A 14,893-nucleotide genomic window follows, 5' to 3' on the forward strand; every position below is an offset into this window, starting at 1 on the left:
GCAGGCCCGCGCCCGGGCCGCCTGCCGTTCTGCGTCGAGATCGTGCCAAACCGTCCCGCCTTGCCGAGCCCCGCCCCATCGAGCGCCGCCTTCCCGAGCAGCCCGTCCGGCCCGCGCGTCGCGGTGCTGGCCTATGACGGGCTGTGCACCTTCGAGTTCGGCGTCGCCTACGAGGTGTTCGGGCTGCCCCGGCCGGAAGCCGGGCCCGGCTGGTACCGCTACGCGGTCTGCGCGGCGGAGCCCGGGCCGTTGCGCGCCGGCGGCGGTCTCAGCCTCGCGGTCGAGGGCGGGCTCGAGGTGCTGGGGCAAGCCGACCTGATCGTGGTGCCGGGCTGGCGGGCGATCGATGCACCCGTCCCGCCGGGCCTCGTGCGGGCGCTCACCGACGCCCACGCCCGCGGTGCCCGGCTGATGTCGCTGTGCTCAGGGGTCGCGGTGCTGGCCGCGACCGGGCTCCTCGACGGGCGCCGGGCCACCACCCACTGGCGCTACGCCGGGGCGATCGCCGCGCGCCACCCCGCCGTCGCCCTCGATCCCCGCGTGCTCTACGTCGACGAGGGCCGGATCCTCACCGCCGCCGGCAGCGCCGCCGGCATCGACCTGTGCCTGCACGTCGTGCGCGGCGATTTCGGGCCGGACCTCGCCAATGCCGTGGCGCGCCGCCTCGTCGTGCCGCCGCACCGGGAGGGCGGGCAGGCCCAGTTCATCGAGGCGCCGGTGCTGCGCGCCCGCGAGGCGGCCCGGCTCGGGCCGGTGATCGAGGCGATGCGGGCGGGCCTGCACGAGGACCGGCCGCTCGCCGCCCTGGCCCGCCTCGCCGGCATGAGCCTGCGCACCTTCCAGCGCCGGTTCATCGCCGCGACCGGCCTGCCGCCGGGGGAGTGGATCATCGCCGAGCGGCTGCGCCTCGCCCGGGAGATGCTGGAGCGGCCGGGACCCGTGTCCCTCGCCGAGATCGCCGAGGCGAGCGGCTTTCGCAACCCGGCCGGCCTGCGCCACCATTTCCGCAGCCGCCTCGGCACCAGCCCGGCGGCCTACCGCCGGAGCTTCGCCGGGCGCAGTCCCTAACCCGCCGGCGCCGTGCTGCGGCGGCGCTGCCCGATCGCGCTCGCCAGCATGTGCGAGAGCTGCTCGGCCGAGTACGGCTTGTGCAGCAGCGGGAAACCGTGGGAGCCCTCCTGCGCCAGGACGTGGCTGTAGCCGGAGGTGAGGATCACCGGCAGGCCGGGATGGCGGCGGCGCAAGGTCTTGCCGAGCTCGATACCGCCCATGCCGGGCATCACCACGTCGGAGAACACCGCGTCGTAGGCGCTGTCCTGCGCCAGCACGTCGAGGGCGGCCTCGGCGTTGGTGACCCAGGTGGCGACGTAGCCGAGGTCGTTGAGGATCTGCGCGGCGAAGCGGCCGACCCCGACATTGTCCTCGACGAGGAGCACCCGCTGGCCGGCCCGGGCCGGCGCCAGGCCCTCGTCCGCCGGCGCCGGCCGGCCGGTCTCGGCGGGTGCCGCCACCTCGGGCAGGTAGAGGATGAAGGTGGAACCTTCTCCCGGCCGGCTCGTCACGTCGACGTCGCCGCCCGACTGCTTGGCGAAGCCGAAGACCTGGCTCAACCCCAAGCCCGTGCCCTTGCCGACCTCCTTGGTGGTGAAGAACGGCTCGAAGATCTTCTCGATCACCGCCGGCGTCATGCCGGCGCCGGTATCGGTGAGCGAGATCGCCGCGAACGGGCCTCGTGCCGCGGCGTGGCCGCGGATCTCGGGCTTGTCCGCCCCGCACGTCACGCGAAGGGTCAGCGTCCCTTCCCCCTCCATGGCGTCGCGGGCGTTGACCGCCATGTTGATGAGCGCCGTCTCGAACTGGCTCAGGTCCGCGCGCACGAAGCACGGCTCGTCGGGGCTTTCCGTCACCACACGGATGCGCGCCCCGGTGACGGTGTCGAGCATGTCGGCCACGCCCTGGAGCCGGGCGACGACGTCGAACACCTCCGGCGCCAGCGCCTGGCGGCGGGCGAAGGCGAGGAGCTGCCCGGTGAGCTTGGCGGCCCGGTCGACCGTGTCGGAGACCGCGTCGAGGTAGCGGCGCTTGCGCGCCTCCGGCAGCTCGGGACGGCGCAGGAAGTCCACCGACGAGCGGATGATGGTCAGGAGGTTGTTGAAGTCGTGCGCGACACCACCCGTCAGCTGGCCCACCACCTCCATCTTCTGCGACTGGCGCAGCGCCTCCTCGGCCTGGACGAGGCGCTGCGCGCGCTCGCGCTGCTCGGTGACGTCGCGGGCGACGCAGTACAGGTTGCCCTCGAACGGCACCGCCCGCCACGACAGGGTGCGGTAGCCGCCGTCCCGGGTGCGGAAGCGGTTCTCGAACGAGGTCGTCGGCGCGCCGGTGCCGAGGTGGCGGATCTCGGACCGGGTCCGGTCCTGGTCCTCCGGGTGCTCGAGCCAGGCGGAGGTGCGGCCCACCACCTCCTCGGGCTGCCAGCCGAGGATCGCCGTCCAGGCCGGGTTGACGCTGAGCCAGACGCCGTCGGCATCGGCCACGCCCAGCATGTCGCGGCTCACCTGCCAGATCCGGTCGCGCTCGGCGGTGCGGGCCGCGACCCGGCGCTCCAGGGTCTCGTTGAGGCCGCGCAGGGCCTCCTCGAGCCGGCGCCGGGCGGTGATGTCGTTGAACAGGATCGCGACGTGGCGCGCCTCCGGCGGATCGACCCGGAAGGCGTAGACCTCGTACCAGCGATCGCCGAGCGCTTTCGCCGGCTGGACGAAGCGCGCCGGCTCGCCGGTCAGCGCCACCCGGCCGTAGAGGTCGAACCAGTGCTGCTCGTGGGTGGGGGACAAGTCGCGCATCCAGCGCCCGACCGCGTCGTCGAGGCCGGTATGGCGCGCGAAGGCCGGGTTCACCTCCAGGAAGCGGTAATCCTCGGCCCGTCCCTCCGCGGCAAAGCGCAGGGCGATGACGCAGAAGCCGGCATCGATCGCCTCGAACAGCGTGCGGTAGCGCGTCTCGCTGCGCCGCAGCGCCTCCTCGGCCTCGCGCCGGCCGGTGATGTCGATGATGAACTCGAAGCCGGTGCCATCCTCGAGGCGGGTGGCCGCGCACAGGCCCCAGAACCGCGAGCCGTCCTTGCGCAGGTATTCCCGCTCGGTCGAATCCGAGCGGCCCCGCGCCTGGAGCTCGGCGATGACGCGCCGGGACATCGCCTGCCATTCCGGCGGCACCAGGGTGGCGCCGGTGAGCCGGCCCCGGGCCAGATCCTCGCGGCTGTAGCCGCTCATCGCCAGGAAGGTGTCGTTGGCCTCCAGCACCCGGCCGGCCATGTCGAAGACGATCGCCCCGACGGTCTCGATGTCGAGCGCGGTGCGCAGGCGCGGATCCGCCAGGACGCCACCCTCCTCCCGCAGCCGTCCGGCCCGGGCCAGGGCCGCCTCGGCCTCGGCCCGCGCCTGCTCCGCCTCTGCCAGGGCGGCGCGCAGCCGCGCGTTCTCCGCGACGAGGTCCGGGCCGTCTCCGGGATCCGCCATTCCTCTCCCATCCGCATCGGGGCCGCGCGCTCCCGCGCCTTTGCCCAATCCCTGCCGCCCATATAGCGGAGGCGGGTGCCCCGTCTCCACCCTGTCGCCCCGCGACCATCGGCCGGGCCCGCATTGCGACGGGGCGGCGAAGGACGCATAATGGGGACCGGAGGCGTGCGTGACGATCCCACCGACCCGTTGCAGCAATGCGGCCCTGCGCCGGGCGACGCGCAGCGTCGGGCAGCTCTACGACGACGCCCTGGCGCCGAGCGGCCTGCGCACGACGCAGTTCGGCCTGCTCGGCACGATCCGCCGCCTCGGCAGCCCGACCATGGGGGAACTCGCCGACGCGATGGTGATGGACCTCTCGGGCCTCGCCCACACCCTGAAGCCCCTGACCCGCGACGGCTACGTCAGCGTGGTGCCGGACCCGCGCGACCGCCGGGCGCGGCGCATCTCCCTGACGCCGTCCGGCACCGCCAAGCTCGCCGAGGCGACGCCGCTGTGGCGCGCTGCGCAAGCCCGCTTCGACGCCGCGTTCGGGCCCGAGCAGGCCGATCTCCTGCGCGACCTCCTGTACCGGCTGGCCCTGCCGGATTTCCGCGAGGCGTTCGCGGCCGCGCCGGCGGAGGCTCTCAGGGCATCCGCGTCCGGCGCAGCTCCGACGGCGTGACCCCGAACAGGCGCTTGAACTTGTCCGTGAACCGCGACTGCGAGAGGTAGCCGCACCGCTCCGCGATCCGCCCGACCGGCTCCATCGTCGTCTGCACCAGATGGAGGCCGTGACCGAGGCGGGCGCGCTCGACGACGGCCTTGATGCTCGTATCCTCCGCCTTGATGCGGCGGCGCAGCGTCGCCTGGCTGACCGCCAGCTTCGAGGCGATCTGCTCGACGGTCCAGTCGTCCGCGACGTTCGCGGACACGATCCGGTGGATCTGGTGCGACAGGCTGTCCCGCCCGGCGATGCAGTCCACGTCCTCGTGGCCGGCGAGGTAGAGCGCGCCGAGGAGTTCCTGCCGGCGGAAATGCCAGAGTTCCGGCCGGGCGTAGCTCGACCATTCGATGAACTGGGTCAGGGTGCGCGCGAGGTCGCGGTCGATCGCCCCCTGGACGAGGCGGGGCTCCTTGCGTCCCCGGGTCCGGAACTGGTCGAAGTCGGAATGCTCGAACTCGATCAGCAGCGCCAGGTACTCCTCCCCCGGGATGTTGCGCATGTCGATGGTGGCGATGTTGGGCAGGAAAATGAAGCTCTGCACCGGACAGACGATCTCACCCTTGCTGCCGAGTTCCTTGACCCCGACCAGGACGCAGATCAACAGCGGCTTGGCGATCGGCGCATTCAGGATGCATTGCTCCTTGAACGACGAGTAGACCGAGAATGGACGCGGCTGATCGGCGTTGATCGCCTGCCTCATCGCGGCAATCAACTCCTGCACGTCACGACAGGCCGTCACGCCCTTCTCCCATGGATCGCTTACGGGGGCAGTGTCGCCAAGCATATCGGCCCTCTCGCCGTCCGGCGAGAGGGCCTTCACCCAGGGTCAGCGGGCGTTCGCCGGTCGGGCGCGCCGCCGGAGATCCCGTAGCCGGAGCGTCACGCCGCCTGCAGCACCGGAGCGGCCACCTCGACCGGCTTGCGCCGCGCGGCGTCGACGATCGCCGCGACCTCGCGGATGCTCGCCGCGGCCACGATGTCGGAGACCGACAGCGCGAGCTTCCGCTTCGCGGTCGCGAACTCGGTCTCCAGCGTCGCGGTGAACTGCACGATGCCGAGCGAGGCGAGGCCGCATTCCTCGAGGCTCCAGTCCGGCCTCGCCTCCAGGCCCGAGGTCCGGCCCACGATCTCGAGGATCGTCGCCAGGGTGTCCCGCTCCGGCCGGGCCGCCGGGTTCTGTCCCTTCAGCAGCCGGACGGCGCCGCCGAGGCCGCGCCGCACGACCCCGTCGAGCGGCTGCACCGCCTTGCCGAAGATCACCACCAGGCCGACGACGTAGAAGTACTCGTACCACTCGACCGGCAGCGGCTGCGGGCTGAACCAGTAGAAGTCCTTGCGGTAGCTCCACCAGTTCCACCAGTCGCCGTGGCGCGTGAGCGCGTAGTACCACTGCCCGACCATCTGATGGAACAGGAAGCAGGCATACGCGGTCGGGGCCAGGGTCAGGGCGATCGGGTTCGAGCGCAGGATCCGGGCGGTGAGGCCGCGGCCGGTGCTGAGCGCGAGGAGCCAGACGAGGGTGACCGGCGCCCAGAGGCGCGAATTCACCTCATCCCAGATCCGGTTGACGATGCCCGGATCCATGAAGCTGTCGGCCGCGGCCGGACGCAGGAAGAACGTGTCGAGGGACGCCCGGGCCATGCTCGATCCCATGCTCGGCCCGTGCGGGATGTAGCCCTGCGCCACGTGGGCGACGCTGAACAGGACGATGGCGACGGTGATCGCATCGGCGACCCAGCCCCAGAGATGGGCGCGGGCCTGGGCGGCGGGCCGCACCGCGTCGCAGATGAACGCCACGCACACGCCGCCGACGAAGTAGATCATCCAGAACGGGGCGAACAGGTAGAAGCCGAGCATGACGGCGTTATCGCGGTCGGCCGCCTGCATCTGCGCCGCGCTCGGGGCGATCCTCTGCCCGCTTGCCTGGTCGACGAACGGGTAGCCGACGGCGTCGGCCGCGTAGCCGTACCAGAAGCCCAAGAGCACGACGACGTTGGCCAGTGCCACGAGGCCGGTCAGCAGCATCAGCTGCCCGGTCCTGCCCCGCCTGCGGTACAGCGCGTTGTACAGGAAGGGGAAGACGGTCAGGCACTGGAAGTACATCGAGATGAACCACAGATAGAATCCGAGGAACCACGATGCGCCCCACAGCGGCGTCGCCGATAACCCGGTCAGGTAGATCGCCAGCGTCGAGACGAGGTTGGCGCCCCACGAGTTCAGCACGGAGCCCTGCAGGAGCGGCGTCCCCTCGCAGAAGGTCCGGGCCGCGTCGCCCGGCAGGGCGTTCCAGTGGAAGACGCTCGAGAACATGCCGGGCTGGCAGTTCGGGAGCACGTTGACGAGGGCCAGCAGGACGGCGAGCGCGTAGAGCGGGTACATCGCCAGGATGCGCGCGCGGAAGAACGCGGTCTTGCTCTCGATGGGGGGCGGCATGAACGCGGCCAGGGAGAATCCGGCCACGACGAAGAACGCGTGGACGTGCCAGGGGAACTGCCGAAGGTTGGCGAAGGCGCCCCAGGACTGGTCCGAGCCGATATGCATGAACATGACGTAGCAGGCGAGCAGGAAGCGCAGCCCCGCGAGCGTCGACCAGTCGATGGCCGGGGCGGGAGGCGAGACGGGGTCCCGCGCCGCCGGTGCCGCGCCCGCCGCCCGGGCCGCCGGCAGGCCCAGCACCTCGGCGAGCCCGTTGCGGATGTACTTCCGGCTCGCGGTCTTCGGCAGCTGCTCGTCCTCCACCAGCGCCCAATGCGTCGGCACCTTGAAGGCCGCGAGGGACTGGCCCCGCAGGAGATCGCGCAGCTCCCGGACCAGCTCGGCCTGCGTGACCTTGCCGGCCGCGGGCGAGGCCAGGACGACGGCGCAGCCGACCTCCTCGCCGTAGAGTTCCGAGGGCACCGGGAAGCACAGGGCGGTGGCGACCCAGGGGTGCTGCGTCAGCGCCGCCTCGACCTCGAACGGCGAGACCTGCTCGCCGCCGCGCTTGATGAGCTCCTTGATCCGCCCCCGCAGCGACAGCGTCCCGGCGCGGTCGAGCTCGCCGAGATCGCCGGTCAGGAGCCAGGTCTCGAAGCCGTTGCCCTCGTGCGTGCGCATCAGGAACCGCGTCTGCCGGTTGGCGGCGGGGTTGTCGGCGTAGCCCGAGAACACCGTCGGCCCCGAGATGGCGACCTCGCCGGTGGCGCCGAACGGGAGCGGGCGCAGGGTGACCGGATCGACCACGGCCATCGAGGCGACGACCGGGACGCCGACGGCCTCGGGCTTCTGGTGCCAGGCCCCGCCGGTCCGCGGCGGCTGGGCGATCGGCATCTGCTCCGACATGCTGTAGGTGGCGACCACCTCGCAGCCGAGGGTGGCCTCGAGGACCGTCCGGTCGGCCTCCTTGAGGGCGGCCGCGCCCGAGCGGACGAAGCGCAGGCCGTGGCCGCGCCACCGGCCGGCCGCGTCGAGGAACTCGTCGCGGTTGTCGGCGAGGTAGCGGACGGTCGCGTTGTGGATGGTCGGGACGGCCGAGTACCAGGTCGGCCGCGGCTCGGAGCGCGACAGTGCCTCGACCATGCCGCGCGGGGTGTACGGGCCGTCGCAGGTGATCGACGCGCCGACCGCGACGCTGCACAGGATCGACGCGCTCAAGCCCCCGATATGGTCGAGCGGCATGACGCTGTAGGTCACGTCCGAGGCCGTGATGCCGAGGCCGTCGGCCAGGATGGCGGCGTTGAGCACCACGTCCCGCTGGCGCAGGGGGACGAGCTTGGGCACCGAGGTGCTGCCCGAGGTGCGCAGCAGCACGCAGACCGCGTCCGGCGCGGCCGCCAGGGCCGGCCGGCCGCCGTCATCCTCCCGCGACTCGGGGTAGTGGAACAATCCCGGCAGCGGGCCCGCGGCGGCGGCGCGGTGCAGGCTCGCCCGGCCGTCGCGCGCGTAGCGGGCGAAGGCCGCACGCGCCCCCGGGGCCGCGACGCCGTCGAACTGCACGATGTGGCGCACGCCGTACTGCTCGAGGGCCTGGAGGGCGTCGGCCTCGCTCAGTCCCGCCGGGAACGGGACGGCACAGGTCTGCGCGGCGATCGACAGGAAGGCGGCGGCCGCGGTGGCGTTGCCGCCCGGAGGGGCGAGATAGGCCACGACCTCGCCGGCCCGCACGCCGAGGCGCCGCAGGTCGCCGTCTCCGCCGGGCCGGCAGAACGCGAGGAGCTGGCCGTAGGTCGTGTACGGGGCGGCGGCGGTCTCGCGCGCGTGCCGCAGGAGCGGCGCCTCGGCCGGCTGTGCCGCGAGGAGGCCGAGGATCGTGTCGGGCAGCCCGTGCGTGTCGCTGCGGACCGCGGCGATCTGCACGTCCTCCGCCATCGACCGGAGGCTCCGCGCGCTCGAGGCCTGCCAGCCGTCGCGGCCCGGTACCGGGCGCGCCCGCCGCGTCGCGTCCTCTCCCCGGAGGCAGCACCGGACGATATCGGCCGTCTCGGCATCCTCGGGGCGGAGCCGGGCGATCTCGTGCCCGCCGGCCAGGTAGAGGACGGTCGTCGTGTCCGGGTTGGAGGCCAGGGCGAGCGCCTCCGACCACGGCTTGTACTCGTCGCTGCGCCCGATGAGATGGACGACCTGCGAGGACGCGAACCCGGAGGGGCCCGCCCCCAGGCCGGCCCGCGCGCGCAGCTCGGCGACGGTGGCGGGTGCGCCCGCGCAGGCGATCACCACCCCGTCGAAGAGCCGGTGCTCGCGGAACAGGTGCGCGTAATCCCGGCCGGCATGCTCGGCCAGCGCGGCGGCCAGGGCGTCGTCGAAGGGCAGGCCGTTGACCAGGCTCGCGACGAGGCCGCCCTGGCTGAAGCCGTAGATGCCGTCGAAGGGACCGTGCGCCTCGATCGCCTCCAGCACGGTGCGGACCGCCTCGCACAGCGCGCGGCGCAGAGCGCGGCCGTCGCAGTCGCCGCTCCCCGCCGGCGGCAGCCAGGAATGCCACGGCCCGGCGACCCATTCCGCGAGCGCCGCGACGCCCGGTCCCGGGCCTTCGGCAAGCCGGGGCCCGTCGAGGTAGGTGATCGCGAAGTCAGAGCCTGCCAGGCCGAGATTGTGCAATTGCAGCTCCGTGACGGCGCTGCTGCTCCCCTGTCCGTGCAGTGCGAGAATTTTCGCTTTCAATGGAAATATGTTTTCCATTTTTCCAACTCCAAAATTATAAAACTCAAGACAAAAAATCACGCAACACGGCGTTCAAGCAGCCGGACCGTGATCGGTCCGGCTGCCAGTAGCCCGTGTCGCTAGTCTTTATTGGCTTGAGTTTCTCGCGCTCTATTCGAGCCGATGGCGGCGTTCGGTCATCGCTCCCTCCCGGTTCTGCATTGTTCTGATCGATCGACGGCCCGGTCCTCGCGGGGGGGGCGGGGCGTCGCGGGAGAGCGGCCGGCGCCCTCAAGGCGCCGGAGCGGCAGGCGCCGCTCCGGCTCCGGTCAGTCGCGCTTGTAGAGCGCCTCGATCGTGCTCGACCCGAGCGAGTTCGCCCGCACCATGTAGCCGGTCAGGGCGCCGGACGCGCCGTCGGGCAGGTCGAGCTTCTTCGATAGCGCGTGCACGGTGAACTGGTAGCGGTGGACGCCGTGCCCCTTGGGCGGGCAGGCCCCGCCGAAGCCGGCGACGCCGTAATCGTTCCGGATGCTGACGCTGCCGGGCGGCAGGAGGTTCTTGCTCGCGTCGCCGGCGCCGGCCGCGAGGCTGGTGACGGTCTTGGGGATGTTCACGAGCTGCCAATGCCACCAGCCGCTCCCGGTCGGGGCATCGGGATCGTGCACGAGGACGGCGAAGGCCTCCGTCTTCTCCGGCGCGCCGCTCCAGGACAGCTGCGGCGAGCGGTTGCCGCCCTTGCAGCCGAAGCCCTCGAATTCCTGGGCCTGGCCCATGAACTTGCCGGGGGCGATGTCCGAGCTGGTCAGCTTGAACGACTCGGCCATGGCCGGACCGGAAAAGATGATCGAGAGCGGCAGTACGATGCCGAGATATATTTTCTTCATGCGAACTCTCCCCGCATTGAGACTTGAACAGTCTTGAGCCTAGGGAGATTCGCCCGGCACCATTAGTCGGATTCCGCTCAATCTTTGTGCCGAAACGCGCATTCTTCGCAACGCAGCGAGAAATGATGCGCTGCACGCATCCCGGCGGGGCGGGGGCTTGCGTCAAAGGCGCCCCCGGCAGCGGTTGCGGGCCTTCAGCCCTTCGCTTCCCCCGCCATCCCGCGGGCGAGGTGTTGGAGGAGCCCGGCCGCCGCGGGCGGGAGCTGGCGGCCCAGCCGCGTGACGATCCGGGCCTCGACGGCGGTGAGGCCGGGATCGGCCAGCGGCAGGGCGGCCAGGGTTCCCTCGGCCACCTCCTGCGCGGCGCAGAAGGCCGGCAGCAGCGTCACGCCGGCGCCCGACGCGACGAACTGCTTGAGCACGCCGATCGAGCCGGTGATGAGCGCCGGTTCGAGCCGCGCCCCCTCCGCCCGCTCGGCGGCCGCGATGATCTGCCGGATGCCGTAGGCCGGGTGCATCGTGCCGAGGCGGTGACCGGCGAGGTCGGCGAGGCGGACCGGGCCGGAATGGCCGGCGAGCGGGTGGTCGTGCCGCACCAGCACCCGGATCGGGTGGGGCATCGCCAGGTGGGTGCGCAGGCGCGGCTCGGGCGGCGGGTTGTAGACGAGGCCGAGATGCGCCTCGTCCTCGACGACGCGGCGCACCGCGTCGTTGGTCGCCGCGAGGTCGAGGGTCATGGTCAGGTCGGGGTGGCGGGCCCAGAAGCCCTGGAGCAGGCCCGACATCAGGTCGCCGATGAAGCCCTCGCCGAGTACCACGTCGATGTGGCCGCGGCGCAGGCCCTTCAGCGCGGCGAGCTTGGCCAGGACGTCCTCCCGGTCGGAGGCCTGGCGCCGGTAGTAGTCAAGGAGGAGCGAGCCGGCCGGAGTCGCCCGCACGCCGCGGTGATGGCGCTCGATCAGTGGCGTGGCGAGCTGCCCCTCCATCTGGGCGATCTGGCGGCTCACCGCCGAGGCGTTGACGTCGAGCTTGTCGGCCGCCGCGCGGACCGAGCCGCAGCCGACCGCCTCCGCCAGGTAGCGCAGGCAACGCTCGTCGAGGCTGTGCATCGGTTCCCCCCTCCCGCGCGGCGCCGGCTGCGTTGCCGGCAAGGCAACGTAAAATACCGGCCAGCGCCATTCCGCTCAACGCCGGTCTGCCCCACTCTCCCGTTCCCAGAAGACGCCGCGGCACGGATCCCGGCGTCGCCTCCGGGGAACTTCGGACATGCGGACGATCGGCGTCATCGGGCTCGGCAACATGGGCCGGGGCATGGCCCTCTCGCTGCGGCGGCGAGGCTTTGCCGTGATGGGCTACGACCCCGCCCCCGCCGCGCGCGAGGCGTCAGCGGCGGACGGTATCGCGATCGTCGCGGGGGCCTCCGCGCTGTGGCAGGCCTGCGACGCGGTGGTGCTGTCGCTGCCGACGCCCGAGGTGGTGGAGGCGGTGCTGCTCGGGCCCGACGGGCCGCGGCACGGGGCGCAAGCCGGCCTGCTCGTCATCGACACCTCGACCTCGGATCCGGCCGTCACCCGGCGCATCGCGAACGCCCTGGAGCCGGCCGGCATCGACCTGATCGACGCGCCGGTCAGCGGTGGGCCGAAGGGTGCGCACGCCGCGACGCTCACGATGGTGATCGGCGGCAGCGACCGCGCCGTCGAGCGGGCCGAGCCGGTGCTCGCCGCCATGAGCGCGACGCGGGTCCATGTCGGCGATGTCGGGGCCGGCCACGTCACCAAGCTCGCCAACAACTTGCTCTGCGCCGCCCACCTCATCACCGCGGCGGAAGCGGTGCGGATGGCGAGGGAGGCCGGCGTTGATCCCGAGCGCCTGCTCGCCGGGATCAACGCGGGGTCGGGCCGCAGCGGCGTGACGCAGGTGAACTTCCCCACCTGGGTGCTCAACGGCGCCTTCGATTCCGGCTTCACCATGAAGCTGATGCGCAAGGACGTGCGCCTCGCCGAAGGCCTGATCGGCGCGCTTCGCCTCGACCTGCCGCTCGCGGGCGAGGCCGCCCGGCTGTGGCGCGAGAGCGCCGGGATCCCGGACGACGCCGACTTCAACGCCATCGTCAAGCTCCAGCTCGACTGACCGGGAGACCCGCATGACCGAGACCCGCCCGCAGGCGCTCGCCGCCCTCCTGCGCCCGTTCTTCCCTGGGACGACCACCATAGGTTCCTGGGTCGATGGCCGCCTCGTCCCCGGCACCGGCGAGCCGGTGCACCTCGTCGATCCCTCGACCGGGCTCGCCCTCGCCGAGTACCCGGATGCCGGGCCGGACGTGGTGGCGCAGGCCGCCCGGGCGGCGCAAGCCGGCCAGGCGCGCTGGGCCGCGCTGACGGGGGCGGCCCGCGGCCGGGTGATGCAGGAGATCGCCCGCACGATCCGGGCCGAGATCGAGCCGCTCGCCCGCCTCGAGGCGCTGAATGCCGGCAAGCCGATCCGCGATTGCCGCGTCGAGGCGACCAAGGTCGCGGAGATGTTCGAGTACTACGCCGGCTGGGCCGACAAGCTGCACGGCGAGGTGATCCCGGTCCCGACCAGTCACCTCAACTACACCCGCCGCGAGCCGGTCGGCGTCGTGTTGCAGATCACGCCCTGGAACGCCCCGGTCTTCACCTGCGGCTGGCAGCTCGCCCCGGCGCTCGCCGCCGGCAACGCGGTGCTGCTCAAGCCCTCCGAGCTCACCCCCCTGACCTCGCTCGCCGTGGCGGCGCTCGCAGAGCGGGCCGGACTCCCTCCGGGCGTCGTCAACGTGCTCGCCGGCTACGGCCACACCACCGGGCAGGCGGCTCTGGCCGAAAAGGCGGTGGCGAAGGTGGTCTTCGTCGGCTCGCCGGCGACCGGCGCGAAGATCGCGGAAAGCGCCGCCCGCCACCTCAAGCCCTGCGTGCTCGAGCTCGGCGGCAAGTCGGCCAACATCGTGTTCGCCGATGCCGACCTGGAGCGGGCGTGCCTCGGCGCGCAGGCCGCGATCTTCGCCGGGGCCGGCCAGTCCTGCGTCGCCGGCTCGCGGCTCCTCGTCGAGCGTCCGGTCTACGACCGCTTCGTCGCGATGCTGGCGGACGGCGCGAACCGCATCCGCGTCGGCGATCCCCTCGACCCGCAGACCGAGATCGGGCCGATCAACAACGCCGCCCAGTACCGGCACGTCATGGCGATGATCCGCGGCGGCCTCGCGCAAGGCGCAACCCTCGCCGCCGGCAGCGACGGCACCGCGCAGGAGGGCGGCTACTACGTGCGCCCGACCATCCTGGCGCAGGCCGACAACACGATGGACTGCGCCCGCACCGAGATCTTCGGGCCGGTGGTGACGGTGATCCCGTTCGACACGGAAGCCGAGGCGGTCGCGATCGCCAACGATTCCGAGTTCGGCCTCGCCGGCGCGGTCTGGACCCGCGACGTCGGCCGCGCCCACCGGGTCGCGGCGCTCGTGCGGGCCGGCACGTTCTGGATCAACGCCTACAAGACCATCCACGTCGCCTCGCCGTTCGGCGGTTCCGGGCGCAGCGGCTACGGGCGCTCCAGCGGGATCGAGGCCCTGCACGAATACACCCAGGTCAAGAGCGTCTGGGTCGAGACCGCCGCCGCGCCCGCCGCCTCGTTCGGCTACGCCCCCGGCGTCGGCGCCTGAACGATCCATCCGGTGCGGACGCGGCCCCGATCACCCGGCTCTCGATGCGCCGACCATCGTGGCGGGGCGCCACCGTCCGCGGTGCGCGAACCTTCGCTAGACTTCGCGGTTGTCGAGGATCCGGCCCCAATACGAAAGAACGGGCCGGATCAGGATCCGGCCCGTTGGAAGAGTTTCCGGCCAATGCACAAGGGGAATGCGGGGAGGACCAGGTGGCCGGGTTGCAACATCAACGGGAATCCTCACCGATTGGTTCCGCGCAGCCGCACGCACCAGCTCTTTTTCGTTGCCTGTGGCGGAATTGCCGCGCCCTATAGCCACGCTGGCGCCTCGCCCGTCGGTTAACGAGGGGTTGACGGGTTCCCTCGCATTCGCACCATGAACTGTCCCGCGCCGGCACCGTCGTGGGAACTACTTGGCGAGGGTCCGCGTTAAGGAAGCATTCTCAAGCTTCGCCGCGAGGGCCACGCGTATGCTCCGCCCGCACTTCTTCCTCGGCATTACGGTTCCGGCCGCGTTCCTCGCCCTGGTCGGGCAGCCGCTGATCGAGCATTCCGTCGGTGCGGTCGCCCGCCCGGCCGTCGAGCAGGCCGCGATCAAGGGCGACCGCCTCGCGCCGGTCCGGCCGGCCGCGAAAGCGCAGGTTCCGGTGGCGGTCGAGATCACCGGGCTCGGCGCCGCCAAGGTCACCCTGCGCAACGCCGCCGGCGACGTGGTCTACCAGGCCGACTCGACCCGCAACACGACGCTGGTCGCCCGCGACACCGCGATCCCTCACGTGACGGTGCGCGAGCGCGCCGGTGCCCCGGTGGCGCAGCGCGATCCGGTCCCCACGGGCCAGGCGGTGCGGCGGATGCCCGAGGGCTGCGAGGGCGCGATCAGCGGGCTCGCCGGCCACGAGGCCCGCCGCCTGTTGCCGAGCCGCTGCCTGGCGGATGCCGGCGACGCCGTGCCGGCCAGTCTCCCCCACATCCCGGTCGCGACGCTCTGA

9 protein-coding genes and 1 pseudogene are annotated in these 14,893 nt (G+C 72.3%); 5 read left to right on the forward strand and 5 right to left on the reverse strand.

Annotation, left to right across the window (positions count from 1 at the left end; translation table 11 throughout):
• The first annotated feature begins 60 nt into the window (after window positions 1-60).
• Window positions 61-1,068, forward strand: a complete 1,008-nt coding sequence (ftrA, locus tag ACS5PV_RS11630) for a transcriptional regulator FtrA (protein ID WP_455395548.1) — start codon at window positions 61-63, stop codon at window positions 1,066-1,068.
• Here the strand turns inward: ftrA and ACS5PV_RS11635 are convergent.
• Entirely contained in the window at window positions 1,065-3,518 is a 2,454-nt protein-coding gene (locus ACS5PV_RS11635) for a PAS domain S-box protein (protein ID WP_455395482.1), read from the reverse strand. The two genes, ftrA and ACS5PV_RS11635, sit on opposite strands and share 4 nt — an antisense overlap.
• A gap of 169 nt (window positions 3,519-3,687) precedes the next feature.
• On the opposite strand from ACS5PV_RS11635, the gene ACS5PV_RS11640 reads away from it, so the two are divergent.
• On the forward strand, window positions 3,688-4,182 hold the full coding sequence (locus ACS5PV_RS11640) for a MarR family winged helix-turn-helix transcriptional regulator (protein ID WP_455395483.1): 495 nt from the start codon (window positions 3,688-3,690) through the stop codon (window positions 4,180-4,182).
• On the opposite strand, the gene ACS5PV_RS11645 is transcribed toward ACS5PV_RS11640, so the two are convergent.
• The 4 genes from ACS5PV_RS11645 to ACS5PV_RS11660 form a co-directional block, all read right to left on the reverse strand.
• On the reverse strand, window positions 4,145-4,963 hold the full coding sequence (locus ACS5PV_RS11645; RefSeq protein ID WP_455395484.1) for a helix-turn-helix transcriptional regulator: 819 nt from the start codon (window positions 4,961-4,963) through the stop codon (window positions 4,145-4,147). The genes ACS5PV_RS11640 and ACS5PV_RS11645 overlap by 38 nt on opposite strands.
• A 140-nt stretch (window positions 4,964-5,103) precedes the next feature.
• Complete coding sequence (locus ACS5PV_RS11650) at window positions 5,104-9,381, reverse strand: AMP-binding protein (protein ID WP_455395485.1); 4,278 nt, start codon at window positions 9,379-9,381, stop codon at window positions 5,104-5,106.
• Between the two features lie 290 nt (window positions 9,382-9,671).
• A complete protein-coding gene (locus ACS5PV_RS11655) occupies window positions 9,672-10,229 on the reverse strand; it encodes a YbhB/YbcL family Raf kinase inhibitor-like protein (RefSeq protein WP_455395486.1) in 558 nt (185 codons plus the stop codon).
• Window positions 10,230-10,423: 194 nt separating this feature from the next.
• Window positions 10,424-11,338 (reverse strand): LysR family transcriptional regulator, encoded by a 915-nt coding sequence (locus tag ACS5PV_RS11660; protein ID WP_455395487.1) that lies wholly within the window; start codon window positions 11,336-11,338, stop codon window positions 10,424-10,426.
• Between the two features lie 88 nt (window positions 11,339-11,426).
• On the opposite strand from ACS5PV_RS11660, the pseudogene ACS5PV_RS11665 reads away from it, so the two are divergent.
• The 3 genes and pseudogenes from ACS5PV_RS11665 to ACS5PV_RS11675 all read left to right on the forward strand — a co-directional run.
• Window positions 11,427-12,359, forward strand: a pseudogene (locus ACS5PV_RS11665) (NAD(P)-dependent oxidoreductase); the annotation flags it as partial.
• A gap of 13 nt (window positions 12,360-12,372) precedes the next feature.
• Window positions 12,373-13,902 carry an aldehyde dehydrogenase family protein gene (locus ACS5PV_RS11670; RefSeq protein WP_455395488.1) on the forward strand — a complete coding sequence of 510 codons (1,530 nt, stop codon included), beginning with the start codon at window positions 12,373-12,375 and terminating at the stop codon, window positions 13,900-13,902.
• Window positions 13,903-14,374: 472 nt separating this feature from the next.
• Window positions 14,375-14,893 (forward strand): hypothetical protein, encoded by a 519-nt coding sequence (locus ACS5PV_RS11675; protein ID WP_455395489.1) that lies wholly within the window; start codon window positions 14,375-14,377, stop codon window positions 14,891-14,893.

It is taken from the genome of Methylobacterium sp. Gmos1 (assembly GCF_053764715.1).